Source organism: Falsigemmobacter intermedius, from assembly GCF_004054105.1.
In the GTDB taxonomy this organism is placed as follows: domain Bacteria; phylum Pseudomonadota; class Alphaproteobacteria; order Rhodobacterales; family Rhodobacteraceae; genus Wagnerdoeblera; species Wagnerdoeblera intermedia.
In genome coordinates, this window is the sequence record NZ_SBLC01000011.1 from 38,305 (window position 1) to 64,009 (window position 25,705).

Annotated in this window: 24 protein-coding genes; 22 read left to right on the forward strand and 2 right to left on the reverse strand. The window is 62.7% G+C overall.

What is annotated here, in order from left to right; genetic code table 11:
- Nucleotides 1–7 precede the first annotated feature (7 nt).
- The 8 genes from EP867_RS09490 to tpa are packed head-to-tail and all read left to right on the forward strand — an operon-like array spanning nucleotide 8 to nucleotide 8,265.
- Nucleotides 8–862, forward strand: a complete 855-nt coding sequence (locus tag EP867_RS09490) for a branched-chain amino acid ABC transporter permease (RefSeq protein WP_206616322.1) — start codon at nucleotides 8–10, stop codon at nucleotides 860–862.
- A gap of 1 nt (nucleotide 863) precedes the next feature.
- The gene (locus EP867_RS09495) at nucleotides 864–1,835 is read left to right on the forward strand and encodes a branched-chain amino acid ABC transporter permease (RefSeq protein ID WP_128488516.1); all 972 of its coding nucleotides are present in this window, start codon (nucleotides 864–866) and stop codon (nucleotides 1,833–1,835) included.
- Nucleotides 1,832–2,602 (forward strand): ABC transporter ATP-binding protein, encoded by a 771-nt coding sequence (locus EP867_RS09500; protein ID WP_241656874.1) that lies wholly within the window; start codon nucleotides 1,832–1,834, stop codon nucleotides 2,600–2,602. The genes EP867_RS09495 and EP867_RS09500 overlap by 4 nt, the downstream gene beginning before the upstream one ends.
- Entirely contained in the window at nucleotides 2,599–3,303 is a 705-nt protein-coding gene (locus EP867_RS09505; RefSeq protein WP_128488518.1) for an ABC transporter ATP-binding protein, read from the forward strand. The genes EP867_RS09500 and EP867_RS09505 overlap by 4 nt, the downstream gene beginning before the upstream one ends.
- A gap of 2 nt (nucleotides 3,304–3,305) precedes the next feature.
- Complete coding sequence (locus EP867_RS09510; RefSeq protein ID WP_128488520.1) at nucleotides 3,306–4,571, forward strand: Zn-dependent hydrolase; 1,266 nt, start codon at nucleotides 3,306–3,308, stop codon at nucleotides 4,569–4,571.
- A gap of 3 nt (nucleotides 4,572–4,574) precedes the next feature.
- Nucleotides 4,575–6,080, forward strand: a complete 1,506-nt coding sequence (locus tag EP867_RS09515) for a M81 family metallopeptidase (RefSeq protein WP_128488522.1) — start codon at nucleotides 4,575–4,577, stop codon at nucleotides 6,078–6,080.
- On the forward strand, nucleotides 6,061–6,861 hold the full coding sequence (locus tag EP867_RS09520) for a FadR/GntR family transcriptional regulator (protein WP_128488524.1): 801 nt from the start codon (nucleotides 6,061–6,063) through the stop codon (nucleotides 6,859–6,861). The genes EP867_RS09515 and EP867_RS09520 overlap by 20 nt, the downstream gene beginning before the upstream one ends.
- A 24-nt stretch (nucleotides 6,862–6,885) precedes the next feature.
- Nucleotides 6,886–8,265: a hypotaurine--pyruvate aminotransferase Tpa gene (gene tpa / locus EP867_RS09525; protein WP_128488526.1), complete on the forward strand. Its 1,380-nt coding sequence runs from the start codon at nucleotides 6,886–6,888 to the stop codon at nucleotides 8,263–8,265.
- 39 nt (nucleotides 8,266–8,304) lie between these two features.
- Here tpa and EP867_RS09530 read toward each other — a convergent pair whose 3' ends face one another.
- Nucleotides 8,305–8,925, reverse strand: a complete 621-nt coding sequence (locus EP867_RS09530) for a TetR/AcrR family transcriptional regulator (protein ID WP_128488528.1) — start codon at nucleotides 8,923–8,925, stop codon at nucleotides 8,305–8,307.
- Nucleotides 8,926–9,081: 156 nt separating this feature from the next.
- On the opposite strand from EP867_RS09530, the gene EP867_RS09535 reads away from it, so the two are divergent.
- Genes EP867_RS09535 through EP867_RS09560 form a run of 6 tightly spaced genes read left to right on the forward strand, consistent with a single transcriptional unit; the run spans nucleotide 9,082 to nucleotide 15,744 of the window.
- Complete coding sequence (locus EP867_RS09535) at nucleotides 9,082–9,903, forward strand: FAD binding domain-containing protein (RefSeq protein ID WP_128488530.1); 822 nt, start codon at nucleotides 9,082–9,084, stop codon at nucleotides 9,901–9,903.
- Nucleotides 9,903–10,400 (forward strand): (2Fe-2S)-binding protein, encoded by a 498-nt coding sequence (locus EP867_RS09540; RefSeq protein WP_128488532.1) that lies wholly within the window; start codon nucleotides 9,903–9,905, stop codon nucleotides 10,398–10,400. The genes EP867_RS09535 and EP867_RS09540 overlap by 1 nt, the downstream gene beginning before the upstream one ends.
- Complete coding sequence (locus EP867_RS09545) at nucleotides 10,397–12,778, forward strand: xanthine dehydrogenase family protein molybdopterin-binding subunit (RefSeq protein WP_128488534.1); 2,382 nt, start codon at nucleotides 10,397–10,399, stop codon at nucleotides 12,776–12,778. The genes EP867_RS09540 and EP867_RS09545 overlap by 4 nt, the downstream gene beginning before the upstream one ends.
- Before the next feature lie 36 nt (nucleotides 12,779–12,814).
- A complete protein-coding gene (locus tag EP867_RS09550) occupies nucleotides 12,815–13,861 on the forward strand; it encodes a C4-dicarboxylate TRAP transporter substrate-binding protein (protein WP_128488536.1) in 1,047 nt (348 codons plus the stop codon).
- Nucleotides 13,862–13,891: 30 nt separating this feature from the next.
- Nucleotides 13,892–14,416 (forward strand): TRAP transporter small permease subunit, encoded by a 525-nt coding sequence (locus EP867_RS09555; protein WP_128488538.1) that lies wholly within the window; start codon nucleotides 13,892–13,894, stop codon nucleotides 14,414–14,416.
- The gene (locus EP867_RS09560) at nucleotides 14,413–15,744 is read left to right on the forward strand and encodes a TRAP transporter large permease (protein ID WP_128488540.1); all 1,332 of its coding nucleotides are present in this window, start codon (nucleotides 14,413–14,415) and stop codon (nucleotides 15,742–15,744) included. Before EP867_RS09555 ends, EP867_RS09560 begins: the two co-directional genes overlap by 4 nt.
- A gap of 49 nt (nucleotides 15,745–15,793) precedes the next feature.
- Here the strand turns inward: EP867_RS09560 and EP867_RS09565 are convergent, their stop codons facing one another.
- Nucleotides 15,794–16,843 (reverse strand): hypothetical protein, encoded by a 1,050-nt coding sequence (locus tag EP867_RS09565; RefSeq protein ID WP_128488542.1) that lies wholly within the window; start codon nucleotides 16,841–16,843, stop codon nucleotides 15,794–15,796.
- 291 nt (nucleotides 16,844–17,134) lie between these two features.
- Between EP867_RS09565 and EP867_RS09570 the strand changes: the two genes are divergently transcribed.
- The 8 genes from EP867_RS09570 to EP867_RS09605 all read left to right on the forward strand — a co-directional run bounded on the left by EP867_RS09570 (nucleotide 17,135) and on the right by EP867_RS09605 (nucleotide 25,617).
- Nucleotides 17,135–17,773 (forward strand): TetR/AcrR family transcriptional regulator, encoded by a 639-nt coding sequence (locus EP867_RS09570; RefSeq protein ID WP_128488544.1) that lies wholly within the window; start codon nucleotides 17,135–17,137, stop codon nucleotides 17,771–17,773.
- Between the two features lie 196 nt (nucleotides 17,774–17,969).
- Nucleotides 17,970–19,007 (forward strand): NAD-dependent epimerase/dehydratase family protein, encoded by a 1,038-nt coding sequence (locus EP867_RS09575; RefSeq protein WP_206616323.1) that lies wholly within the window; start codon nucleotides 17,970–17,972, stop codon nucleotides 19,005–19,007.
- A gap of 96 nt (nucleotides 19,008–19,103) precedes the next feature.
- Nucleotides 19,104–20,168, forward strand: coding sequence for a dihydrodipicolinate synthase family protein (locus EP867_RS09580; RefSeq protein WP_128488548.1), 1,065 nt, complete (start codon nucleotides 19,104–19,106; stop codon nucleotides 20,166–20,168).
- Between the two features lie 11 nt (nucleotides 20,169–20,179).
- Nucleotides 20,180–20,941, forward strand: a complete 762-nt coding sequence (locus tag EP867_RS09585; RefSeq protein ID WP_206616324.1) for an ABC transporter permease — start codon at nucleotides 20,180–20,182, stop codon at nucleotides 20,939–20,941.
- A gap of 30 nt (nucleotides 20,942–20,971) precedes the next feature.
- On the forward strand, nucleotides 20,972–21,973 hold the full coding sequence (locus EP867_RS09590) for an ABC transporter substrate-binding protein (RefSeq protein WP_206616325.1): 1,002 nt from the start codon (nucleotides 20,972–20,974) through the stop codon (nucleotides 21,971–21,973).
- A gap of 24 nt (nucleotides 21,974–21,997) precedes the next feature.
- Nucleotides 21,998–22,801, forward strand: coding sequence for an ABC transporter ATP-binding protein (locus EP867_RS09595; protein ID WP_241656875.1), 804 nt, complete (start codon nucleotides 21,998–22,000; stop codon nucleotides 22,799–22,801).
- Complete coding sequence (locus EP867_RS09600) at nucleotides 22,798–24,237, forward strand: enolase-like domain-containing protein (RefSeq protein WP_128488552.1); 1,440 nt, start codon at nucleotides 22,798–22,800, stop codon at nucleotides 24,235–24,237. The genes EP867_RS09595 and EP867_RS09600 overlap by 4 nt, the downstream gene beginning before the upstream one ends.
- Before the next feature lie 84 nt (nucleotides 24,238–24,321).
- A complete protein-coding gene (locus tag EP867_RS09605) occupies nucleotides 24,322–25,617 on the forward strand; it encodes an NAD(P)/FAD-dependent oxidoreductase (protein ID WP_128488554.1) in 1,296 nt (431 codons plus the stop codon).
- Nucleotides 25,618–25,705 lie beyond the last annotated feature (88 nt).

The window sequence follows — 25,705 nt, forward strand, 5'->3', positions numbered from 1 at the left end:
CCCTCTGGTGACCTATCTCTTCCAGGTGCTGAATGGCATCGGGCTGGGCATGCTGTATTTTCTGCTGGCTGTCGGGCTGTCGATCATTTTCGGCCTTTTGCAATTCGTGAACTTTGCCCATGGGGCGTTTTATCTGCTGGGCGCTTATCTGACCTATGATCTGGTCGAGCGCGGCATGAGTTTCTGGCTTGCCATGCCGCTAGCCGCGCTGATCGTGGCCATCGTGGCAGGGGTGACGGAGGCCGTGCTTCTGAGGCGGATCTATAAGCTGCCCCATACTTTCCATATCCTGGTGACCGTGGGCATCGCGCTCTTTATCCAGGAACTGGTGATCATCCTCTGGGGACCGCTCGGCGGCAACGTCTCGGCGCCTGACGGGCTGAACGGCGTGGTAATCTGGGGCGATTTCATCTATCCGAAATACCGCCTCTTTACGATCGCCTTCACGGCGGTGCTGGCGCTTGCGCTCTACTGGGCGCTGGAGCGGACACGGCTGGGTGCCATCGTGCGGGCCGGCTCGGAAAGCACGGAAAACATGGCGCTTCTGGGCTATGACACTTTGCGCATCAATACGGTGGTCTTTGCCGCCGGTGCCGGTCTGGCCGGTCTGGCCGGCGGTCTGGTCTCGCCCATCCGGGGGGTGGAACCCTTCATGGGGGTAGAGGCGCTTTCCATCGCCTTTGTGGTCGTGGTGATCGGCGGCATGGGATCTTACGTGGGCGCGCTGGTCGCGGGCATTCTGGTCGGCGTTGTGCAGTCTCTTATGGCCACCATCTGGCCCGAGGGTGCGCGCCTGATGATCTATATCGGCATGGCCTCCATCATCGTGATGATGCCGCGCGGCCTGTTCGGGAGGGCGTGAGATGCTTTTGATCAACCGTCCCCTCGTGCAATTCGGCCTTGCCCTTCTGACGGTGCTGGCGCTGCCTCTGTTCCTGCGCTCCGGGATCCTCGCCTCTGAGGTGCTGATCTATGCGCTGATCGCGGCGGCCTGTAACCTGCTTCTGGGCTACACCGGGCTTCTATCCTTCGGTCAGGGCATTTTCTTCGGGCTTGGCAGCTATATGGCGGGGATTTTCCTGACCCGCTATGGCGTGCCGGTCTGGCTGGTGCTGATCATGGCAACGCTTCTGGGCGCTGCCGTGGCGACCCTGGTGGGGTGGCTGTCGATCCGGCGGCAGGGCGTTTACTTCGTCATGCTGACGCTGGCCTTCTCGCAGCTTTTCTACTTCCTGGCCTATACCTTTTCGGATCTGACCGGGGGCGATAACGGGCTGATGGATGTGCCGCGCCCGGATCTGGGTGCAGGCCCGATGAATGACGCCTGGAGTTTCTATATCTTCGTGGCGGTCTCTTTCCTGGTGCTCTTTGCCGTGATGCTGCAGGCCACGCAGTCGACCTTTGGCCGCACGCTGATTGCCGTGCGGGACAATGAAGAGCGTGCCGCCGCCATCGGCTTTCCGGTCAAGGCGTTTAAGACCGCAGCCTTTGCGATTTCCGGTGCAGTCACGGCTTATGGCGGGGCTTTGAAAGCCATGCTGATCGGTGTGGCGCCGCTGGCCAATATTGAGCATCACACCTCTGAGATGATCCTGATCATGACGATCATCGGCGGCTCAACCAGCCTCTTTGCCTCTGTCATTGGGGCTGCGGCCTATATGATCCTGGCCGATGTGCTGTCGCAGATCTGGCCGCGCTGGCTGCTGCTGCTGGGGCTGGCGCTCGTCTGCATCGCGCTCTTCCTGCAAAAGGGTCTCTGGGGGCTGATCGAAAAGCTCTGGGTGATGATTGTCCAGAAAGATCAAAACCCTGCGAAGAAGGAGGCGGAGCATTGAGCCCTGATATTGCGCTTTCCACCCGCGGCCTTGGCGTCACCTACGGCAAATTTGTGGCCCTGGCCGATATGGATCTCGATATCCGCCGCAACTCGGTGCATTCGATCATCGGCCCCAATGGCGCGGGCAAAACGACGATGTTTCACGCGCTGACCGGGCGGGTGATGCCCTCCCACGGGCAGATCCTTCTCAACGGCACCGATATCACCAATCTGCGCGATGATGAACGGGTCCGCCAGGGGATCGCGCGGTCCTTCCAGGTCACCAGCCTTTTCCCGACCCTCTCGGTCTCTGAAAACCTGCGGCTTGCGGCCCAGGGTAAAACGCCCTGGCAGGCACTTGCGCCCTGGCGCATGGCTGAGGCCAATCGCCCCGCCATGGCGACCGCAGCAGAGGTGATGGAGCGGATGAACCTGACGGCGGTGCACAATCGCCCGGCAGGGGAACTCTCACACGGCCAGCAGCGCCGCCTGGAAGTCGGCATGGCCATGGCGGCAAAGCCCTCGGTGATCCTGATGGATGAGCCGACTTCGGGCATGGGGGTTGAGGATATTGAGGAAATGAAGCGGCTGATCCGCGATCTTGGCCGCGATCACACCGTCCTTTTCATCGAGCATAACATGGGGATCGTGATGAATATCTCCGATACGATCACCGTGATGCGGCTCGGGCGCAAACTGACCGAGGGGCCGCCCGCGGCGGTGCGGGAGAACCCGGATGTGCAAAGCGCCTACCTTGGCTCCATGATCACGGGGGACATCGCATGAGCGCGCTTCTCGAGGTTGAGAACCTTCACGCCTATTACGGCAAAAGCCATATTCTGCAGGGCGTCTCGCTCAGTGTGAATGAGGGTGAGGTGGTGACGCTGCTGGGCCGTAACGGAGCGGGCAAATCCACGACCCTGCGCGCCCTGGCCGGGGCGCTGCCCCCCGGCCAGGGCGCCGTGCGCCTGCAGGGCCGCGATCTGGCAGGGCAGCCCGCCTTTCGCATCGCCAAACAGGGTGTGTCGCTGGTGCCGGAAAACCGCGGGATCTTCTCGCTGCTGACGGTCGAGGAGAACCTGCGCATTGCCGAACGCCGCGGTGCGGCCTGGGGGATGTCAGATATCTATGCCATCTTCCCGCGCCTGGAAGAGCGGAAGAAGAACGGCGGCGGCCAGCTGTCGGGCGGCGAGCAGCAGATGCTGTCGATCGCGCGCGCGCTGCTGACCGGGCCGAAGCTTCTGATGCTCGATGAGCCGGTTGAGGGGCTTGCTCCGGTGATCGTCGATGAGATCGTCTCGCAGATCCGCAAAATCGCGGCCACGGGGGTATCAATTCTTCTGGTTGAGCAGAACCTTGCGGTCTGCACGGCCCTTGCGCGGCGCCACAATATCATCGAGTTAGGCCGCATTGTTTATCACGCCACGGGCGAGGAATTTATCCGCGACAAAGATGCCCGTGACCGCTATCTGGGGGTCAAAGCCTGACCATGACGAATTTGAAAATCCGTGGCGAGCGCCTCTGGGACAGCCTTATGGAGACGGCCCGGATCGGCGGCACGCCCGATGGCGGCATCCGCCGCCTGACGCTGAGCGAGGAAGACGCCCGCGTCCGCGCCTGGTTCAAAGAGGCGGTGGAAGCGGCGGGCATGACGCTCAGCCACGATCTCTTTGGCAATATGTTTGCGATCCGCCCCGGCAAAAACAACGATCTGCCGCCGATTGCCATGGGCAGCCACCTCGACACCCAGCCCACGGGCGGGAAATTTGACGGGGTCTTAGGCGTTCTGGCGGGCCTTGAGGTCATTCGCACCCTGAACGACGCGGGGCTTGAGACTGAAGCCCCGCTGATGGTGGTGAACTGGACCAATGAAGAGGGCTCGCGCTTCTCGCCCGCGATGCTTGGCTCGGGGGGCTTTGCCGGGGTCTACAGCGCCGATCAGGTCAACGGGCGGCGTGACAGTGAGGGCATCTCTTTCGGCGACGCACTCGAGGCCATCGGCTGGCGCGGAGACCTGCCGCCCAAAGGGCAGCCCATCGGCGCGATGTTTGAACTCCACATCGAACAGGGCCCGATCCTTGAGGCCGAGGGCAAAGACATCGGCATCGTCACCGGCGTCCAGGGGCTGCGCTGGTATGAGGCGGTCTTTGAAGGCCGCGCCGCGCATACCGGCTCAACGCCGATGTCGATGCGGCAGAACGCTCTGCTGCCCGCCGCGGATCTCATCCGGGCGGTGGATGCCATCGGCCTCGCTCATGCGCCCGATGCGGTGGCGACGGTGGGCCATGTCACCGTCAGCCCCAATTCGAACAATGTCATCCCCGGCGAGGTGCGCCTGACCATCGACATGCGCCACCCGAGGGATGCGGTTCTGGCGGCGATGGATGCCGAGCTGCAAAGCGCCTTCGCGCGAATCCTCGCGGCCTCCGGGGTGAGCGGGGCTCTGACGCCGGTCTCTGATGTCGCGGCAGTGGCCTTTGACCCCGATTGCATTGACGCCGTTCGTCAGGCCACCGCCCGCATGGGTCTGAGCGCGCGGGAAATCGTCTCGGGCGCGGGCCATGATGCGGTGCATATTGCCCGGCTGGCCCCCACCACGATGATCTTCGTGCCCTCAGCCGGAGGGCTCAGCCATAACCCGGCGGAAAGCACCACTTTTGACGAATGTGCCGCCGGCGCCCAGGTGCTTCTTGAGGCGGTCTTAGGCTATGATCGCAGCCGCGCCGAAGCGCTGCGGGAAAAGGAAACTGACTGAGCCATGCGACTGCTGATTGCCCAGGTCAACCATGAGACCAATACCTTCTCGCCCCTGCCGACCCCGCTTGCTGCCTTCCGCCCGGTTTACGGGGCAGAGGCCCTGGCGGCGGCGCGGGGCAAACAGACCCCGGTGGGCGCCTTTCTCGACTGGGCGGAGCGGCGCGGCTATGAAGTCACCTGCCCGATCCTGGCGCATGCCTACCCCTCGGGTCCGGTGGCGGATGAGGCTTTTGAGCTGATTTGTGACACCATCCTGGCCGATCTGGATGACAGCATTGATCTGGTGCTGCTGGATCTGCATGGCGCCATGGTGACCCGCAGCTATGAGGATGGCGAGGGCGAGCTGATCGCGCGTCTGCGCCGGCGCCGCCCCGATGTGCCGATCGGCGTGGCGCTCGATCTGCATGCCCATGTGACGAAGGCGCTTGCCGCCGGTGTCCAGGCGATCTGCGGCTACCTCAGCTATCCGCATATCGACATGTATGAGACCGGCGAGCGGCTTTGCGAGGCCATGGAGCGGCGCGAGAGGCTGCAGGGCCTGACCCTGCATCACATCCCCCTGCCGCTGATCGCCCATACCCTGCCGATGAATTCCGAACGCCCCGGCGTCATGCGCGATATGCTCGATGCGGTCTCCGCTCTGGCCGAAGAAAACGGAATGGTGGACGTCAGCCTCTTTGGCGGCTTTCCGGCCAGTGACATCCGGGAAGCCGGCATGTCGCTGGTGGCTCTCGCGGAGCCGGGCCACGACCCTGCTCCGGCGCTGGAGAGCATCGCCGATGCGATCTGGGCGCGGCGGGCGGAATTTATCTATGATCAAAAGCCGCTGGAGGTTTCACTGGCAGAGGCGCAGGCCGCGCTCTCCGCCCCCGGCGCAGGGCCGGTGCTGCTTCTCGATCATGGCGACAACTGCATGTCGGGCGGCACCTGCGACAATATCGATGTGCTGAAAGCCGCTCTTGAGGCCGGCTTCACCGGGCTTGTCGCCGGGCCGATCCATGATCCGGCTGTGGTCGCACAGGCCTTTGCCGCCGGTGAGGGCGCAGAGATCACCGTCAGCCTCGGCAATAAGATTTCTGCGGAAAGCTTCGCCCCCCCTGCCCCGCCGCTGAGCCTGACGGCAAAGGTCACGCGGCTGGGCTCGGGGGATTACACCGTCACCGGGCCGATCTATACGGGCATGCTCTGCCGGATGGGGCGGGTGGCGCTGCTGAGCACGCCGGAGGCGCAGATCCTGGTGGCAGAGACCGCGCATGAGCCCTGGGATCGCGGGATCTTCACTTCGGTCGGCGTGATCCCGGAAGAAGCCTCGGTTTTGCTTTTAAAGTCACGCATGTATTGCCGTCCGGTCTTTGAACCTCTCTCTAAAGTTGTGGTAGAAGTTGCCGGAGGCGGAGTCACCGGATCAGACTTCCGTCTCTTTGATTTTAAAAACCTCAGGCGCCCGATTTATCCGCTCGACGCGGGCGCCAGCCGGAAGACCGATGATGACCCAAGAACTCCCTGACGAGAGCCTGGCTGCCGCAGCGGGTCGCAAACCTCCGATCCGGCGGATCAAGCTTTCCGATCAGGTCGCAGAAGAACTTCGCCGCTGGATTGCCAGGGAAAACCTTGGCCCAGGCGACCGGCTGCCGCATGAGAAAAACCTGATGGAGCATTTCGGCTGCTCAAAGGGCACCATCCGCGAAGCGCTGAAGGCGCTGGAGGTGGAGGGTCTTTTGATCATGCAGGCCGGGCCCAACGGCGGGCCGGAGGTGCAGGCCACGTCGCCCGAGGTCGTGATCCGGCAGATGCGGCAGTATTTTCACTTCCAGGACCTGGATTTCAAAGACGTTTATGATCTGCGCAAAACCCTTGAGGTGATGCTGATCGAAAATGTGGCCGGGCGCATCACCGCGGCTGATTTCGCGCGACTGGAAGAGAATATCGCCGCCTGCGTGCAGGCCGCGCACCGCGAAGACCTGAAAACCGCGCGCCAGGTGGAAGTCGGCTTTCACGACATTCTGTGCGAGATCTGCGACAATCCGATTCTCGCGCTGATGTGTCGCTTTCTCAATGCCATGCTGCGCGATCTGGTGACCAAACGCACCGGCAGCATGCGGGAGCATCATGAATTCGGGCAGCACAATATTGAGGCACACCGCGACCTGCTTGATGCGCTCCGGCGCAATGACCGGGCCGCGCTCGCCTCTGTTATGCGCCACCACATGGATTGCGCCGAGGGCTATATGCATAACCTCGACGCGGCTTTTCACATGGATCTGCTGTCGCGCAAGCACAGCGAATGAGCCCCTTTGCGGGAGGAGAAACTGATGGATCTGGATTATAAGAAGAACGACCTCTCGCAGGTCGTGGCGGCGGATAAGGCGCATGTCTGGCATCACCTGAGCCAGCATAAGCAATATGAGACCACCGACCCGCGCGTCTTCGTCGAAGGTAAGGGCCTGAAACTCTGGGACGCCACGGGGCGTGAGTTTCTCGACGCCGTCTCGGGCGGGGTCTGGACGGTCAATGTGGGCTACGGCCGCGAAAGCATTGCCAATGCGGTGCGCGATCAGCTGATCAAGCTGAATTATTATGCCGGGGCTGCGGGCAACGTTCCCGCCGCGCTCTTTGCGGAGAAGCTGATTGAGAAGATGCCGGGTATGAGCCGGGTCTATTACTCAAACTCCGGCTCGGAGGCCAATGAGAAGGTCTATAAGATGGTGCGCCAGATCGCGCACCGCAAGCACGGCGGCAAAAAGTGGAAGATCCTCTACCGTGAGCGGGATTACCACGGCACCACCATCGGCACCCTTGCCACCTCGGGCCAGCCGCAGCGTGCCGAGCAATATGGCCCCTACCCGGAGGGTTTTGTTCCGGTCCCGCATTGCCTTGAGTATCGCAAGCAGTGGGATGTTGAGGATTATGGCCGCCGCGCGGCGGACGCCATCGAAGAGGTGATCCTGCGCGAAGGCCCCGATACCGTGGGCGCCATCGTCCTTGAGCCGGTGACCGCAGGTGGCGGTGTGATCGTGCCGCCGAAGGGCTATTGGGAGCGGGTGCAGGAAATCTGCCGTCAGTATGACATCCTTCTGCATATCGACGAAGTGGTCTGCGGTCTGGGCCGGACGGGCATGTGGTTTGGCTATCAGCAATATGGCATCCAGCCCGATTTCGTGACCATGGCCAAGGGTGTGGCCTCGGGCTATGCGGCGATCTCCTGCACGGTGACGACCGAGCGGGTCTTTGATCTGTTCAAAGAAGATCCCTCCGACAGCATGAGCTATTTCCGCGATATCTCGACCTTCGGCGGCTGCACCTCGGGCCCGGTCGCGGCGCTGGAAAACATGCGCATCATCGAAGAAGAGGGCCTGCTGGAGAACACCACCGCCATGGGCGCGCGCTGCATGGCGAACCTGAAGGCGCTGCAGAAAAAGCATGCCGTCATTGGCGATGTGCGGGGCCTTGGCCTCTTCCTTGGGGCTGAGCTGGTGAAAGACCGCACCACCAAAGAGCCGGTTGACGAAAAACAGGCTCAGGCCGTGGTGGCCGAATGTCTCGCCCAGGGCGTGATCATTGGTGCGACCAACCGCTCGCTGCCGGGCTTTAACAACACGCTCTGCCTCTCGCCCGCGCTGACGGTGACGGCCGAGGAAATCGACCGCATCACCAATGCGATTGATGTGGCGCTGACCAAAGTTTTCGGCTGAAAGCTCATCGTCCCTCCGCGCCGGTCGCGGGGGGACGCCTCAGACCAGCCCTGGCCAGCGGCCAAGGAAATGCGCCACGCTGTCGAGAACGGCGGGCCCCTCATCCTGCGGGGTGGGCGTCTGATAGACGAAGCGACGGATCCCGATATAGATGATGCTGCCGTGCAGCCGCCAGATATCCTCAGGTCCCGCCACCTCAGGCGCAATCGCGGCGTTCAGCTCCTCCAGCATCGGCGACAGGATCACCTGCTGCAGATGGCCAAGGTAGCGCCGGTTCAGCTCTGCCCCCTCCAGGCCTGAAAACATGAAGATCCGCATCCACTCATAGGTGAAGATCGCCCGGGTATATTCGGTGTAGAACTGCTCCAGCCGCGCGAGCAGCGGGCGGCTGCGGTCACGGATCAGCGCGGGCCAATGCGGCTCAATCCGGCTCAGAAAGACCTGTTCATAGACCGCTTCCTGCAGCGCGGTCTTGGTTGGAAAATGCTTGAAAATCAGGGACTGCGTGACCCCCAGCCGCTGCGAAAGATCCCGCGTATTCCCTGAAAGCCCCACTTCCGCGAAATAGCTGACCGCCCCCGCAAGGATCTGCCGGCGGCGGTCTTCGGGGGCCATGCGGCGGCGGGGGGGCGTGGGTCGGGGCGTGGGGTGGGCAGTCATGATCCGGATCAGGCTCCCTTCGGTTCACCTTCGAATTGTCTTGACAGCGCGGGCGCCTGGCCAGCTAATTGCAAGTTAGAGAGCATCTGCTCACTAAAGACAAGCGGCAGGACGTGGGGAGGAGAGACCACGCCCCGCCGTTGAGGGAGGGGACGAATGAAACCGACGCTGGCGGGCTATGCCCGCGCATCGACGATTGCCGAGGCCACGGCGTGGCTGGCAGAGGCGGAGGGCGAGGCAAAGGTCATCGCCGGAGGCCAGAGCCTGATGGCGGCGATGAACATGGGCCTTGCGGGGGATACGCGGCTTATCGACATCAACGGCATTGCGGCGCTGCAGGGCATCCGGGTTGAGGGGGACCGCCTGGTGATCGGCGCGCTGACGCGCCATGCGGAACTTGGCCGGAATGCTCTGATTGCTGAACATGCCCCGCTTTTACAGCGCGCCGTGCCGCTGATCGCCCATAAGGCCATCCGCAGCCGCGGCACCATCGGCGGATCGCTGTCGCATGCAGATCCGGCGGCGGAACTTCCCGCCTGCGTACTGGCGCTGGACGGGCGGATCCGCATCGCCGGGCCGGAGGGCGAACGTGAGGTCGCGGCCGATGACTTCTTCCAGGACGTCTTTGTGACGGATCTTGGCAGCGATGAGATTGTGACCGCGATCTCTCTTCCCCTTGCCGGGGCGGATGAGACCTATGACATCCGCGAACTCTCCCGCCGCGCGGGGGATTTTGCCCTCGCCGGTCTGGCTTTCGTAAAACGCGGGGGCGCGCATCGGATCGCCTTTTTCGGCACCGGTCCGCGTCCTCTTCTGGCCCGCGGGGTCATGGCGGCGCTGGACGCAGGCGATACCGCCGGGGCGCTTGAGGCCCTGTCCGGCGACATTGAGCCGCAAAACGACGCCCATGCCTCTGCCGCTTATCGGGGCCATCTGGCCCGGGTTCTGCTCTCCCGCTGCCTGAAGGATCACGCATAATGTCCGATCATTTTCAAACGGAAGCGCCGATCCGCCTGACCGTGAACGGCGAAAAAGTCAAAGCGCGTGTGCGCGTCGGCCAGCATCTGACCGATTTTCTGCGCGAGGAACTGGGGCTGACCGGTTCTCACATCGGCTGCGAGCACGGGGTCTGCGGAGCCTGCACCCTGCGCGTCAACGGGGAGATCATCCGCGGCTGTCTGATGCTGGCGGCCCAGGCCGATGGTATGGAGGTCGAAACGATTGAGGGGCTGACCGAGCGCGGCGTGATCGCCGATCTCCAGGCCGAATTTGTAGCACGCAATGCGCTGCAATGCGGCTTCTGCACGCCGGGGATGCTGGCCACCGCCGCCGATCTTCTGCAGCGCGGCGGCGTGCCTGCCCGCGCTGAAATCCGCGATCATCTCTCGGGCAACTACTGCCGCTGCACCGGTTATGAGGCCATCATCGACGCCGTGGAAAATGTGGCCCGCGCCCGGGCGGAGGCCGTGAAATGAGCATTGATTTCGGCAATCCCGACCGTCCGAACAGCTATATCGGCCGCACCGTCCCGCGCCCCAATGCACCGCGCCTGGTGCAGGGCCGTGGCCGCTATGTGGATGATCTTTCGCTGCCGCGCATGCTGCATGTGGCCTTCGTGCGCTCGCCCTGGGGGCACGCGAAGATCACCGCCATCGACACGGCGGAAGCCCTTGCCTGTGAAGGCGTCCGCGCGATTTTCACCGGCGCGGATCTGGCGCCGCATTGCACCCCCTGGGTCGCGGTTCTGGCGCATCTGAAGGGGCTGAAATCCGCGCCCCAGCACGCCCTGGCCATCGGGCGCACCTGCTGGGTCGGTGAGCCGGTGGCAGCCGTCGTGGCCGACAGCCGCGCAGAGGCAGAAGCTGCCACAGCCCTGGTGAACATCGATTATGAAGAACTGCCGGTGGTGACGGAGATCCGCACCGCGCTTGATGCCGAAACCCCGGTCATTCACCCGGAGCTGGGCGATAACCTCGCCTTCCGGCGCGAGCATGTGCAGGGCGATGTGGAAGCGGCTTTCGCCAGCGCCCACAAGGTCATTTCGGCCAGTTTCAAGACCGGCCGTCACACCGGCGTCACGCTGGAGCCGCGCGGCTGCCTGGCAGACTGGAACGCCGCTGAGGGGCAGCTGACGGTCTGGCAGGGCACCCAGGCCCCGCATATGATCCAGACGGTGCTGGCCACGCATCTGGGTCTTCCGGAATCAAAGGTCCGGGTGATCTGCAACGACGTCGGCGGCTCTTTCGGGATCAAGGTCCACGTCTATCCAGACGAAGTGGCCACCGCGGCCATCGCGAAAGTCATGGGCCGTCCGGTGAAATTCATCGCCGACCGGCTGGAGAGTTTCGTCTCGGATATCCACGCCCGCGACCATGAGATTGATGGTCGCATCGCCGTAGATGAGACCGGAAAAATCCTCGCCTTTGATATCGACGACTGGACCGGAATCGGCCCCTATTCGGTCTATCCGCGCACCTCGGCGATTGAAGGCAACCAGGTCGTGAACCTTTGCGGCGGGCCCTATGATTTCGCCAATTACCGCGCGCGGACCTCGGTGGTGCTGCAGAACAAAGCGCCGACCTGCCAGTATCGCGCCGTGGGCCATCCGATCGCCACGGCGGTGACCGAAGGGCTGGTCGATCTGGCCGCAGAGGCGCTGAATATGGACCCCGCCGAGATCCGTCGGCGGAACTTCTTTGCCGATGACGCCTATCCGGTCACCTCGCCCGCCAATATGCGTTTTGAGGGGCTGTCGCATCAGGCGACGATGGATAAGCTACTGGAAATGATGGATTATGAGGCCCTGCGCCGCGATCAGGCAGAGGCCCGGGAAAAGGGCATCTGGCGCGGTATCGGCCTTGCGAGCTTCATTGAACTGACCAATCCCAGCCCCTTCATGTATGGCATCGGCGGTGCCCGCATCTCGGCCCAGGACGGGGCGACGGTGCGGATGGACCCCGACGGCTCGGTCGTGGTGCTCTCGGGTGTAACCGAACAGGGCCAGGGCACCGAGGCGATGCTCTCGCAGGTGGTGGCCGAGGGCGTGGGCGTGCGCCCCGATCAGGTCCGCGTCATCACCGGCGACACTCAGGTCACCCCCTATGGCGGCGGCACATGGGCCTCGCGCGGGGCAGGCATCGGCGGTGAAGCGGCGCTTCAGGCGGCGATTGCGCTAAAGGGGGCGATCCTGGAGGTGGCGGGGGCCATGCTGCAATGCGCGCCCGAAAGCCTCTCCGTCCACGAGGGGCAGATCGTCGACCGCGAGGGCGGTGCTGTGCGGATGCCGCTCAGCGAGCTGGGCCGCGTGGTTTATTTCCGGGGCGATACGCTGCCGAAAGGCCTGCCGCGTGAACTGGTGCAGACGCGCCATTTCATCACCATGGATTACCCCTTCGCCTTCACCAATGGCGCTCAGGCCTCTTATGTCGAGGTGGACCGCGACACGGGCTTTGTGAAGCTGCTGAAGCACTGGTGCGTCGAAGACTGCGGCCGCGTCATCAACCCGCAGCTGGTCGATGAACAGATCCGCGGCGGGATCGTCCAGGGTCTGGGCGGCGCGCTCTTTGAGGAATGTCTCTACGACGACTATGGCCAGCTTCTGAACGGCTCGATGGCGGATTACCTGGTGCCGATGGCGGTGGAAATGCCGGACATGCAGATCGCCCATGTGGAAACACCGACCGCGGAATCGCTGCTCGGCGCCAAAGGCGCGGGAGAGGCCGGGACGGCCGGTGCGCCGGCTGCGGTGATGAATGCCATCAATGATGCGATCCGCCCCAGCGGCGGGCGCATTTTGCAGATGCCTATGACGCCTGAGCGCATTTTGCGCGCCATGGGGGTTTTGAGCGACTGAGAAAGACCTGTGCATCCGGATCTGGGAGGATAAACGATGCCTGCTAAACTGACTTTCGCCGTGGCCCTGCTGCTCGGCACCGCAGCCTACGCCCAACAAAGCGTGACCGTGAATATCGGCTCCAGCCACCCTGAGGCCAATATCTGGGTCTATGCCATGAAAAATGGCTTCCAGCCCGAAGTGGATCGCATTCTTGCCGAGAAAGGCGAGTATAAGATCAACTGGGTCGAGGCCTATGGCGGCACGCTTTACAAATTCACCGACACCCGCGCGGCCGTGAAAGACGGCATCGTCGATGTCGGCATGGTCGGCACCGTCTGGGAGGGGGCCACCATGCCCCTGCAGAATGTGACCTATTTTGCCCCCTTCGCCACCGACGACCACATGATGCTCATCGATATTTTCGACAAGCTGAATGTGGAACTGCCCGAGCTTGCCGAGAGCTGGAAGGCTCAGGGCATGCGGCATCTGTCCTCGCTGATTACCGACAGCTATGACATCTACTCAAACTTCCCGATTACCGGCCTGGCGGATCTGAAGAACCGCAAAATCAATGCCCCGGGCACCTCAGCCAACTGGCTGAGCGGAACCGGAGCCACCCCGGTTGATGGCGCGCTGACCACCTATTACACCAATATCCAGACCGGAGTGACCGAAGGCGCGCTGTCTTTTGCCTCGGGTATCCTGCCGACCCGGGTTTATGAGGTGGCACCCCATCTGACGAAGGTCGGTGCGGGTTCGATGTATTTCGGCTCGATCGCGGCCAATGAAAGGTTCTTCCAGTCGCTGCCCGAGCCGGTGCAGCAGGCCTTCCTGGCCGCCGGTCCGGTGACCTCAAAAGCACATGGCGAATATGTCACCCAGCTGGCCGCGAAAGCCATGGTCGATATGCAGGCCGCCGGTCTGAAAGTGGCAGAGCTTCCGGCTGAGGAAAAAGCTGCCTGGGTGAACACCCTGCCCAATATCATTGAGCCCTGGATCGGCCAGACCGGCGACGCCGGTAAGGCCGTTCTGAAGGCTTATATGAGCGAGCTGCGCGCGCGCGGGGTCACGCCGCTGCGCGACTGGGATGCGGGGCTTTAAAAGCTGAAATGAAGATGCGGTTTACGCAAGATGGATGATACCCCCGAACCCGGCCCGGTTGAGGGCGGGCCGGCGGACCGGCTGGCAGAGGTTCTCTCTGCCACCGGTTCGGTCTGGACCTTCCTTTTGATGTTCCTGATTGTGGCCGATGTGATCGGACGCAGTTTTCTCAACAGCCCGATTGTGGGGGTCGCGGAAATTGCGGGCCGCTCGGTGGTGGCAATCGTCTTTTTGCAACTGGCAGGCGCAATTCTGAGCGACCGCCTGACCCGTGCCGATCTGCTGTTGCAGCTTATCGGTGCGCGCAGCCTGCTGCTTCGGCGCGCGATGAAGGTGTTCTTCATGCTCTGCGCCGCCCTCGTCTGCGGGCTGATCGCCTTTGGCGGCTGGGGCGAGAGTCTTGGCACCTTCACCAGCAATGAATTCTTCGGCGTTCAGGGCGTCTTTACCATTCCGATCTGGCCCTTCCGCTGGCTGATGACCCTCGGGGCCGTCTTTGGCATGCTGGCAGCGCTTCTGGGCGCCTTTCGCATCGCAACGGGAGCGCGGGCATGACCTCTCTGACCATCGGGCTTTTGCTCATCGCACTTCTGGTCGTGCTGATCCTTCTGGGGATGCATATTGCCATTGGCCTGATCCTCGTGGGCTTCCTCGGGATCTGGATCCTGCGCGGCAATATCGATCTGGCCTTCCGGCTTCTGGATCTGACCGCCTGGAACGGCATTGCGGATTACCTTTTTGCGACCATTCCGCTTTTTGTGATGATGGGGCTCCTCGTCAGCGCCTCGAATGTCGGGCGTGACACCTTTGCCGTGGCAGAGGTCCTGCTTCGCCGCCTTCTGGGCGGGCTGGGGGTCGCCACCGTGGCGGCCAATACCGTCTTTGCGGCTGTGACCGGGGTCTCCATCGCCTCGGCTGCGGTCTTTACCCGCGTGGCGGTGCCCGAGATGCGCCAGCACGGCTATCGCACCGCTTTTGCGGCCGGAACCGTGGCAGGATCGTCAATTCTCGGAATGATGATCCCGCCATCGCTTCTGATGATCGTTTACGGGGTGCTGGCAGAGGTTTCGATCGGCTCGCTCTTTATTGCCGGGGTGATCCCGGGGGCAATGCTGGCCCTTGGCTTTGTAGTGGTCATCATGACCATGGCCCGTTTTACCCCCGGGTTTGTCTATGAAAACCCCGAGGCTGCCCGGCAACGCCGGCAGGCGGGGCCTCAGGAGACCGGGATGTCGGGCCGGGAGATGCTGGCCAGGCTTCTGCCGATCGCGGCTCTGGTGTTTCTGGTGCTCGGCGGGCTTTATTCGGGCTATTTCACCCCGACTGAGGCCGGTGGTGTGGGGGCCTTCGGCGCGCTGATCATCGCCCTGATGCGCCGCAGCCTGACGCGGCAGAAAACCTGGGAGATCATTCGTCAGACGGGCGCAATCTCGGTCTCGATCCTCTTTCTGCTGATCGCGGCGAGCTTTTACAGCCGGATGCTCTCCGTGGCGGGGCTGCCCAATGGCATTGCCGGGCTGATCCGCGACGGCGGCTTCAGCGCGACGGGGTTTCTGGCGATGTATATCCTTCTGATCATCGCTCTGGGGATGATCCTCGACAGCACCTCGATCCTGCTGATCGTTGTACCGATCATGGCCCCGATTGCCGATGGCTTTGGCTTTAACCTGATCCATTTCGGCGTGCTCACGGTGCTGGCGGTTGAGATCGGTCTGCTGACGCCGCCCTTCGGTATCTCGGTCTTTACGGTGCACAACACATTGAATGATCCGTCGATCGGGGTGGAGAAGGTCTTTATGGGCACCATCCCCTTCATCAGCGTGATGATCCTTGTCCTTCTGGTGCTGGCTTTCTTTCCGGTCCTGAGCCTCGCGCTGATCTGAGACAACAAGGACAGGACCGCGCCCCGCTTCAGCGCGGGGGGCGGTCTTTTCAATCGGTCGGCGGTCGCCAGTCGGGCAGCGGATCGGGCATTTTTTCGGGGTCCCACAACAGCCCCGCACTTGTCTGCCCCCCCATCCCGGCCGGGGCATAGTCCTTCAGGATCTCCCAGGCCGTCCGGGTACACCAGTCGCGCAGCTCCGGACTGACCCCATCGACGCGGAAGAGCCTGCGCCTTTCACTCAGATTGCGCTGATAAAGGCAGCTCACCACCAGACAGGCCAGGCCATAGCCGCCGATGTCATTGGCATGAATGTCATCGACAAAAAGCTCTTCGATCCGGCGGATGCCCGGCATCTCACCCGCAGGCACCGCATCCCAGACACGCTCCATCCATTTGTGCCCCGGGATCACCCGGATCCGCCAGTCATCAGGCAGATCAGGGAAAAAGCTGCGCATTTTCCAGGCCGCATAGGCCGCCATGAACTCAAAGCTGCGGCCATATTCCGGCAAGGCGGCCCGGAAGTCGGGAAACTCCTGCCACTCTTTGTTACCCTGCGGGCGCCAGAGGGTCAGTGAGGGCCAGATCGACCACAGCAGGATATCCCGGCATCCCCTGCCCTCATCGCCGTTTTTCAGCGCATTGGCGGTAAAGCGGCACAGATAATCCAGCGACTGAACCATATAGTCGTTCTGCTGCTGCGGCTGAACTCTGGCCGGAGGCCCCCCCTCTGTGATCACCAGGGTCTTGAAATTTGCTATATCGCGGCGCGCATCGGTGCCCGGATCCGTCGGATTGTCCCACCGCCAGATGATCGGAGAGCCGGGGATCGTGGATTTGATATGGCGCCGGTCGGGGCTGCGCACGCCGATATCTTCGGTCAGCAGACGCATGGTGCCAGGCCAGGGACCGGGGTGGAGGTAACTGTCGGTCAGGCTGTGGCCGCTGTGAACGATACGGTCCTTCCGATCCGAAGGGGCCCGAAGCGGGCTCCAATAGCCCTCAGCGGCCAGGGCGGAACGGGGCAAAAACGTGCTCAGGGCCAGAGCGGCGCTGCTGCCCAAAAGAAACCTGCGGGAGATCTGCGTGGTCGCGGTCATGTCGCACCTCCGTGGTCACGCTGAGCACCAACGTCAAACATGCTGGTGCCGCCAAAGGGCGGAGCGGCGCGGAAAACATCCTGAAAATCTGAACTCATACTCACCTGCCGGAGGGCTGAAGCGCCATCGATAACGCATCCATCAGGAAAGACCACCGGACGCAGGTCAAGAAAAATCGCCTGGCCTGATCCCTTTGGAGGGCGGCCGCACCTCTGTCGGGCTGCGAAGTTCTGGACAGGCTGACCCCGCGCCGCTATCTCCTCATGCCTCAGATCCATTGCGGAGCCGCCGATGCCCAGAAGCCAGAACCGCACCGCCCGCGGGCAGAACCCCGCTGCGCGCGAGCAGATCCTGACCGCCGCACGCGAAGAATTTGCCGAAGCGGGCTATAATGGCGGACGGATCGACAGCATCGCGCGCCGCTCGGGGCTGAATAAGCAGCTGGTGTATTATTACTTCGGCTCGAAGGATGATCTCTACCGCGCGGCACTTGAGGCGATTTACAGCGAGATCCGCCTGAAAGAACGCGAACTGGATCTGCGCACCCTGCCCCCGGAGGAAGCGATCACCCGACTGATCGATTTTTCGCTGAACTATCTGGCGCAGCACAATGAATTCATCCGCATGCTGGCGGATGAAAACGCCATGGGCGCGCCGCATATGCAAAACGCCGAAACCATGCTGGCCACCAATTCGCCGCTGATCTCGATGATCGGGGCCACTTTGCGCGACGGCGAGGCTCAGGGAATCTTCCGCAAGGGTGTGGATCCGCTGGAGCTTTATATCTCGATCGCCGGGATGACTTTCTTTTACTTCGCCAATGGCAAAACCATGTCAGCTATCTTCGGGCGCAACCTTGCCGATCCGGCGGTGATTGAGTCGTATCGCAGCCATATCGTCACCATGGTGCTGAAAGGCCTTCGCGCCTGAAACGCCCGTTTCTCAGGCGGCACAGTCCCTGTTTCGCACCTGTATTTTGCATAAATTTCAATCACTTCCTCCCGTCTGATGTTTCGCTACGTTAAATTTCAACTAAATAGTTGAAATCACCGTTTCCTCTCGCTAGCGTGAGGGTATGACGAACATCAGGGTCGCCCCGAAGTTGCGACCGGAAAGGGACGCCACCGTGACCGCGACATCCGTTTTGCCCGCGCGCTTTGAGACCGTCGAAGATCTCGAAGACTTCATGACCCGCCCCGATGAGGCGCTGATTGCAGATCTGGCGCGGGTGGACGGCGATATCCTGATCCTCGGCGTGGCCGGCAAAATGGGCCCGACCCTTGCCCGGATGGCCAAACGTGCCGCCCCCGAAAAGCGCGTGATCGGTGTGGCACGCTTCAGCGAGCCGGATCTGGTCGCCCGCCTGCAGTCCTGGGGCATTGAGACGATCAAAGCCGATCTGATGGATGCCGAAGCGCTGGCCGCGCTGCCGAAGTGCAAAAACGTCATCTTCATGGCGGGGATGAAATTCGGCGCTTCGGGCAATCAGGCGCTGACCTGGGCGATGAACACCCATGTGCCCGCCATGGTGGCGGAAACCTTCAAAGACAGCCGGATCGTCGCCTTCTCGACCGGCAATGTCTATCCGCTGGTGGACGTGTTTCAGGGCGGTGCGCTGGAAAGCCAGCCGGCCGAGCCGCGCGGCGAATATGCAATGTCCTGCCTCGGCCGTGAGCGGATGTTTGAGCATTTCTCGCGCAAACATGGCACGCCGGGCCGGATTTTCCGCCTGAACTACGCGATCGATTGCCGCTACGGCGTGCTTTACGATCTGGCCTCGCGGATCAAGGCGGGGACGGTGATCGATCTTTCGCTCATGGGCCATGTCAATGTGATCTGGCAGGGCGATGCCAATGCCCAGGCGCTGCGCTGCCTTGCCCATACCACCGAAGTGACCTCGCCGATCAACTGCTCGGGCCCGGAAACCCTGTCGCTGCGCTGGCTGGTGACTGAGCTTGCCGCCCGCCTTGGGGTTGAGCCGAAACTCGTGGGGGCAGAGCCTTCGACGGCCTGGCTGACCAATACCGCTCAGGCCAATACCCTCTTTGGCTATCCTTCGGTGCCGCTGGGCGCGATGCTGGACTGGGTGGCCGACTGGGTGGCCCGCGGCGAAGTCGCCTATAACAAGCCCACGAAGTTTGAGGCCCGCACGGGCGCGTTCTGAGACAGCCCCCGGTCAGGCCCCCCCGGGGCTGACCTTCTATAAACGACTGAATTTAAAAGCCTTTACGGCTTTCTCGCCCGAGCGGAGTCCCTGAAGATGACCGGCAAAGCCAGCCCTGACGTTCAAAAAGCGGCCCTTGATCTGTTGCGTGCAGGCACGGTCATCCCGGCCCATCCGCTGGCACTGACTGCGGCGCGTGAACTGGATGAGCGCCGCCAGCGGGCGCTAACCCGCTATTACCTCGATGCAGGCTCGGGCGGTCTGGCGGTGGGGGTGCATACCACGCAGTTCGCCATTCGTGAGGTCGGCCTTTACGACCGCGTCCTCTCGCTGGCCGCTGAAACCGCTGCGGCCTGGACTGACCGGCAGCTGGCCATGGTGGCGGGACTTGCCGGCCCGACCGCTCAGGCGGTGGCGGAAGCGAAGGTTGCCGTTTCCCTTGGCTATAACGCCGGTCTGCTGTCGCTTGCGGCGCTGAAAGGTCAGTCGGAAGACCAGCTGATTGCGCATTGCGAAGCGGTGGCGGCGGAGATCCCCCTGATCGGCTTTTATCTGCAGTCGGCCGTGGGCGGCCTGCATCTGGATGCGAATTTCTGGGCACGCTTTGCGGCGATCCCGAATGTCGTGGCGATCAAAGTCGCCCCCTTCAACCGCTATAAAACCATCGATGTGGTGCGCGGCATTGTGGCGGCAGGGGCTGAGAACAAAGTCACGCTTTACACCGGCAATGACGATCACATCGTCCTGGACCTGGTGACACCCTTTACGGTGATGCGCGATGGGCAACCGGTGACCATGCGTTTCAAAGGAGGGCTTCTGGGCCATTGGTCGGTCTGGACCAAAGGCGCGGTTGAAATTTTCAACCGCTGCCGTGAAGAGGCGGGCAAAGGCGCGGTCAGCGACGCGCTTCTGGGCCTCGACGCCCGGGTGACCGACTGCAACTCGGCCTTCTTTGACGTGGCCAACAACTTCCACGGCTGCATCGCGGGCTGCCATGAGATCCTGCGCCGCCAGGGTCTGCTGGAGGGCATCTGGTGCCTTGATCCGGCAGAGGGCCTGTCGCCGGGTCAGGCGGAAGAGCTGACCCGCGTCTCGCGGCTTCACGCCGATCTGGCCGATGACGCCTTCGTGCGCGCCAATCTTGAGCGCTGGCTGGCGTAAGGGTGGGCCGGATGAAAGACAAACTTCTGAACTATCTGCCGGCGGCGCTGCTTTTTGCGGCGGTGATTGCCGCCTGGCAGGCCGCAGTGACCTTCGGGGGACTGCGCCCCTACCTTCTGCCCTCTCCGGCTTCGGTGCTGGATGCGATGTTTGATCCCACCATCCGCTGGTGGGGCCATATCTGGGCAACCGGCGTCGCCATCATCGGGGCCTTTCTGCTGGCCGCAGTCAGCGGGGTGTTCCTGGGCTGCCTCGTGGCCTGGTCGCCGGTGATCAACCGTGCGCTGATGCCTTTTCTGGTCTTTCTCAACACCCTGCCCAAAGTAGCCATTGCGCCGCTTTTCCTGATCTGGGTGGGCTATGGGATTTTTCCGAATATCCTTATGGGCGCGCTGATCGGGTTTTTCCCGGTCGTGATCAATACCGCCGTGGGCCTGAGCCAGATTGATCATGACATGATCGATCTGGGCTGGGTCTTTTCGGCCCCGAAGTGGAAGGTCTTTCTGAAGATCCGCATTCCAAATGCCTATCCCTATATCCTCTCGGCCCTGAAAGTGACGGCAACCTCTGCCGTTGTGGGCGCGATTGTGGGGGAATTCGTCGCCTCTCAGAACGGGCTTGGCTATGTGATTGTCACCTCGCAAAGCTCGATGAACACGGCGCTAGCCTTTGCGGCGCTCATCTATATCTCGCTGATCGGCCTCGTGCTTTTTGCCGCCGTCGGTCTTCTTTCGCGCATCCTCGCCCCCTGGGCCGAGGGGAACGAAGCCTGAGCCACCTCTAACCAACAGGGACTGAAGATAATGAAAAATGCTCTCCTGACTTCCGTGGCGATGATGGCGGCCCTGGCCGCAGCGCCTGCGTTTTCGGCCGAAAAGTTCACCTTCGCAATGAACTGGTTCCCGGTCGGCGATCACGCCGCCTATTGGGTTGCCAAAGAGAAGGGCTATTACGCCGAGAAGGGCCTTGATGTGACGCTTGAGAGCTCAAAAGGCTCGGGCGACTCGATTGCCAAGGTCGATACCGGCCGCGCCGATGCGGGCTTGGCGGATGCCGCCGTCATCATCGGCTCGCGCGCCCGCGGCACCACGGTGAAAGTGGTCGGCATCATCTTCGACAGCTCGCCGATGAACTTTTTCTCGAAAGCCGACAGCGCCATCACCACCCCGGCGGATCTGAAAGGCAAAACCATCGGTGCCCCGGCAGGTGACAGCCAGCGCCTGATGTGGCCGGCTTTCGCGCGCATCAACAATCTCGATGTGAACGACATCAACTGGGTCAACATTGAGCCGACGGCGAAATACGCAGCCCTGGCCGAAGGCCGCGCCGATGCGGTGACCGATTACACCACCGGCTTCCCGATGGCCGAAAAAGCCGTGGGCGAGGGCAAAGTCGTCTCGCTGAACTGGGCCGACTACGGCTTTGAGCTTTATGCGATGTCGATCATGGCCTCTGACGCTACCATGAAGGACCGCCCCGATGCGCTGAAGGGTTTCCTTGAGGCCTCTTACAAAGGATGGCAGGACGTGATGAACGACCCGGAAGCCGCCATGGCGATCTATAAAAAGGCCGTGCCGGAGATCGATGAAGTCGCGCTCAGCGCCAATATGCAGCTCGGCCTTGATCTGATGAAGACGCAGAATTTCAAAGACAACGGCATCGGCGCGATCGATATGACCAAGGCCTGCGCCTCGGTCGATCTGGTCAATACCTATATGGGCCTGCCCGCTGAAGTGAAATGCGAAGATGCCTTTGATGCGGGCTTCCTGACCCGTGTTGAGATGCCGCTCGACGTGAAGAAATAAGTTAAGAAGAACAGGCGGAACCGCGTGGACAATTTCTCTATCCAGCTCGACCGGGTCTCGATGACCTATGACACCGCCTCGGGTCCGGTCGAAGCGCTGCGCGACATCAACCTCAATGTCCGGCAGGGCGAGTTCATCTCGCTTGTCGGGCCTTCGGGCTGCGGAAAATCGACCCTTCTGCGGGTGGTGGCCGGTCTGCGCGAGCGCAGTCAGGGCACCATCCTTGTGGACGGCGTGAAAGTTGATCGTCCGATCCCGAATGTGGGCATGGTGTTTCAGGCCGCGGTTCTTCTGAAATGGCGCACCATCCTTGATAACGTGCTGCTGCCGGCGGAGCTTTCGGGCAAAAACCCGAAAGCCTACCGCAACCGCGCGATGGAACTTCTGGAACTGACGGGTCTGAAGGGCTTTGAAAACAAGCTCCCCAAAGAGCTGTCGGGCGGGATGCAGCAACGCGCCGCGATCTGCCGGGGTCTTTTGATGGACCCGGAAATTCTGCTGATGGATGAGCCCTTTGGCGCTCTGGATGCCATGACCCGGGACGAGATGAACCTCGAGCTTCTGCGGATCTGGGGCGAAAGCTCGCAGACCCGCAAGACGGTTCTCTTTGTGACCCATTCGATCCCCGAAGCCGTGCTTCTCTCGGACCGGGTGGTGATCATGTCGCCGCGTCCGGGCCGGATCGATACCGTGCTCGACATCGATCTGCCGCGCCCGCGCAGCCTGGAAACCCGGGTCAGCCCGGAATTCGGGCGGCTGTCGATGCAGATCTACGACAAACTGCTCGGGCGTGAGCCGGGCTCCGGCAATGGATTTGTCCCCGAATGAGCGATCAGGCACCGCATCTGAAGGTCGCAGAAATCCGCTGTTTCGAGCGGCCCTATCAGATGCGGATGCCCTTCCGCTTTGGTGTCACCACCATGTCCGGCGGATTGCAGCTTGTGGTGCAGGTCCGGATCGAACTGGCGGACGGGCGTTCAGCCACCGGCTGGTCGGCTGAAGCGCTGAGTGCCAAGTGGTTTGATAAAAACCCGGGCCTCACCGATGCCCAGAACCACCACCAGCTGCGCCGCTCGGTCGAACTGGCGTCAGAGGGCTATCTGGCCCTGCCGAAGGGCAGCGCCTTTTCCTTCTTTGCCCGCCATTACACCGCACAGATGAGGGCGGCTGAGGCTGAGGGGCTGAACCCGCTCATCGCCTCTTTCGGGCCGGCGATGCTGGACCGGGCGGTCTTTGATGCGCTTTGCCGCGCCGAGGGCCTTGGCTTTGCGGCAGCCATGAAGGCCAATCTGGCGGGCATGGTCATCCCCGATCTGACACCGGATCTGGAAGGCTTTGCCTTGGGAGAGTTTCTCGCCGCGCAGATCCCGCAAAGCAGCCTCGCGCTGCGCCACACCGTAGGGCTGGCCGATCCGCTGACGGCGGCGGACCAGCAAAGCCGCGTCAACGATGGCTTGCCCGAGACCCTGGAGGAGGTGGTGCGCCACTATGGCGGCCACTATTATAAACTGAAAATCAGCGGCGATGTCGGGGCCGATCTTGCGCGGCTGCGCAGTATTGCGGCGATCCTCGCCCCCTTGGGCGCGGGGCTGCGGGTCACCCTCGACGGCAATGAGCAGTTCCGGGATGCCGCCGCTCTCCGGGCCTTCTGGAGCGCCTTTGAGGCTGACCCGGAACTGACGGTTCTGCGCCGCGCTCTCCTTTGCCTTGAGCAGCCGATCCACCGCGATCAGGCCTTTGCGGTGCCGGTCAGCGGGATCGCCCGGGATCTGCCGATCATCATCGACGAATCCGACGGCAGCCTCGAGGCGGCGACACTGGCGCGCGATCTGGGCTATCGCGGTGTCTCAACCAAGGTCTGCAAGGGGTTTTACAAATCGATCCTGAATGCGGCGCGGATGACGCGCTGGCAACCGGGGGGACTTCTCTCTGCCGAGGATCTGACCTGTGAGCCGGGGACCGCCCTGCAACAGGATCTGGCGCTGGTCTCGTTCCTTGGCCTCGGCCATGTGGAGAAAAACGCCCACCACTTCATCGACGGCTTTGGCACCAGAGCTGAGGGAGAGGATTTCCTCGCCGCACATCCGGAGCTTTACCACCGCCAGGGGGACAAGGTCCGGCTGCGCATCGCGCAGGGCCGTGTCGCAACGCAAGGGCTGCTCAGCGCCCGGGGCTTCGGGGCTGCGGCTGTGCCTCAGACCGGGGGGCTTACCGCCATGCCCCCCGCTCTCTGGCCGCCGCGACAGGACGCCCCTGCGCTCTAGGGCCGCGTTGCGGGAAACCTGCGGCGTCTTTAACCGTTGACCTGACAGATCCCGCAACCGGGACCAGTGGAAAACGGAGGCGAGATGACCGATCACCCGAAAGACGGCCAGGCGGGGCCGCACCATGTTGTGGTGATTGGCGCAGGCTTCGGCGGCCTTCAGACCGTGCGCAGCCTGAAAGGTGCCGGTCTGCGCATCACCCTGATCGATCAGCGCAATCATCATCTGTTTCAGCCGCTGCTCTATCAGGTGGCCACGACGATTCTGTCGCCCTCTGAAATCGCCTGGCCGGTGCGCGACCTGATGGAGCCTCGCCCCGACGTCACCACGCTGCTGGCGACCGTGACGGGGATCCGGGACGGAAAGGTGATCCTCAGCGAAGGGGAGCCGGTGGCCTATGATACCCTGGTGATCGCCACGGGGTCGCGGCATTCCTATTTCGGGCGCGATGAATGGGCCGAATTTGCGCCGGGGCTGAAAAGCCTTGAGGATGCCACACTGATCCGCCGCCGCATCCTTCTCGCCTTTGAGCGGGCTGAGCGCGAGGCCGATCCCGCCCGCCGCGCAGCCCTTCTGACCTTCGCCATCGTCGGAGGCGGGCCGACCGGGGTGGAACTGGCCGGGATCATTGCCGAGCTTGCACAAAAGCTGCGCCCGCAGTTTCGCAATATCGACACCGCCGCCAGCCGCATCCTGCTGATTGAGGCCGGATCCCGCCTGCTTGCGGCCTTTGATCCCAAACTCTCGGATTATGCCGCGAAATCGCTGGAGCGGCGCGGGGTTGAGCTGCGCTTCGGCGCTCCGGTCACCGAGTGCCGGGAGGATGGGATTGACATCGGCGGCACATTTCTGCCCTGCCAGACCCGGATCTGGGCGGCGGGGGTGGCAGCCTCTCCGGCCTCGGACTGGCTGCAGATCAAGGGCGATCGCGCGGGCCGGGTTCCGGTCCTGGGCGATCTGACCGCGCCGGGTCACCCGGAGGTCTTCGTGATCGGCGATACCGCCACGGTTCCCGCCTGGGAGGGGAAACCCGTGCCCGGCGTCGCCCCCGCTGCCAAACAGCAGGGCGCTTATGTGGCCCGTGTGATCCGCGCACGTCAGTCGGGTCGGGCGGCCCCGCCGGATTTCAAATATCGCCACCTTGGTGATCTGGCCACGATCGGCAAGCGCTCTGCCGTGATCCAATATGGCCGGCTGCGGATGCGCGGCTTTTTGGCCTGGTGGGTCTGGGGTATTGCGCATATCTACTTCCTGATCGGCGCGCGCAGCCGGGCTACGGTCGCCTGGAACTGGCTCTGGAACCACGTGCGCGGGCGCAGCGCGGTCCGTCTGATCACCCATTCCCCGAAAGGCACAGACGGCGGGCAGATCCAGGACTGAGGCCCCTGCCCCACCCGTCTTACCCACTCACCCCCGGCGGGAAAGCGCCGTCCGGGGCCTGCTCAGGCACTTTTGCGGAACCCCGCCG

What these genes read in the sequence shown, in the direction of transcription:
- EP867_RS09565 (WP_128488542.1), bottom strand. Translation starts at nt 16,843, where the DNA reads ATGACCGCGACCACGCAGATCTCCCGCAGGTTTCTTTTGGGCAGCAGC.
- EP867_RS09580 (WP_128488548.1), top strand. Translation starts at nt 19,104, where the DNA reads ATGACCGGCAAAGCCAGCCCTGACGTTCAAAAAGCGGCCCTTGATCTG.
- EP867_RS09505 (WP_128488518.1), top strand. Translation starts at nt 2,599, where the DNA reads ATGAGCGCGCTTCTCGAGGTTGAGAACCTTCACGCCTATTACGGCAAA.
- EP867_RS09510 (WP_128488520.1), top strand. Translation starts at nt 3,306, where the DNA reads ATGACGAATTTGAAAATCCGTGGCGAGCGCCTCTGGGACAGCCTTATG.
- tpa (WP_128488526.1), top strand. Translation starts at nt 6,886, where the DNA reads ATGGATCTGGATTATAAGAAGAACGACCTCTCGCAGGTCGTGGCGGCG.
- EP867_RS09560 (WP_128488540.1), top strand. Translation starts at nt 14,413, where the DNA reads ATGACCTCTCTGACCATCGGGCTTTTGCTCATCGCACTTCTGGTCGTG.
- EP867_RS09540 (WP_128488532.1), top strand. Translation starts at nt 9,903, where the DNA reads ATGTCCGATCATTTTCAAACGGAAGCGCCGATCCGCCTGACCGTGAAC.
- EP867_RS09600 (WP_128488552.1), top strand. Translation starts at nt 22,798, where the DNA reads ATGAGCGATCAGGCACCGCATCTGAAGGTCGCAGAAATCCGCTGTTTC.
- EP867_RS09585 (WP_206616324.1), top strand. Translation starts at nt 20,180, where the DNA reads ATGAAAGACAAACTTCTGAACTATCTGCCGGCGGCGCTGCTTTTTGCG.
- EP867_RS09590 (WP_206616325.1), top strand. Translation starts at nt 20,972, where the DNA reads ATGAAAAATGCTCTCCTGACTTCCGTGGCGATGATGGCGGCCCTGGCC.
- EP867_RS09495 (WP_128488516.1), top strand. Translation starts at nt 864, where the DNA reads ATGCTTTTGATCAACCGTCCCCTCGTGCAATTCGGCCTTGCCCTTCTG.
- EP867_RS09555 (WP_128488538.1), top strand. Translation starts at nt 13,892, where the DNA reads ATGGATGATACCCCCGAACCCGGCCCGGTTGAGGGCGGGCCGGCGGAC.
- EP867_RS09530 (WP_128488528.1), bottom strand. Translation starts at nt 8,925, where the DNA reads ATGACTGCCCACCCCACGCCCCGACCCACGCCCCCCCGCCGCCGCATG.
- EP867_RS09570 (WP_128488544.1), top strand. Translation starts at nt 17,135, where the DNA reads ATGCCCAGAAGCCAGAACCGCACCGCCCGCGGGCAGAACCCCGCTGCG.
- EP867_RS09550 (WP_128488536.1), top strand. Translation starts at nt 12,815, where the DNA reads ATGCCTGCTAAACTGACTTTCGCCGTGGCCCTGCTGCTCGGCACCGCA.
- EP867_RS09605 (WP_128488554.1), top strand. Translation starts at nt 24,322, where the DNA reads ATGACCGATCACCCGAAAGACGGCCAGGCGGGGCCGCACCATGTTGTG.
- EP867_RS09545 (WP_128488534.1), top strand. Translation starts at nt 10,397, where the DNA reads ATGAGCATTGATTTCGGCAATCCCGACCGTCCGAACAGCTATATCGGC.
- EP867_RS09520 (WP_128488524.1), top strand. Translation starts at nt 6,061, where the DNA reads ATGACCCAAGAACTCCCTGACGAGAGCCTGGCTGCCGCAGCGGGTCGC.
- EP867_RS09515 (WP_128488522.1), top strand. Translation starts at nt 4,575, where the DNA reads ATGCGACTGCTGATTGCCCAGGTCAACCATGAGACCAATACCTTCTCG.
- EP867_RS09535 (WP_128488530.1), top strand. Translation starts at nt 9,082, where the DNA reads ATGAAACCGACGCTGGCGGGCTATGCCCGCGCATCGACGATTGCCGAG.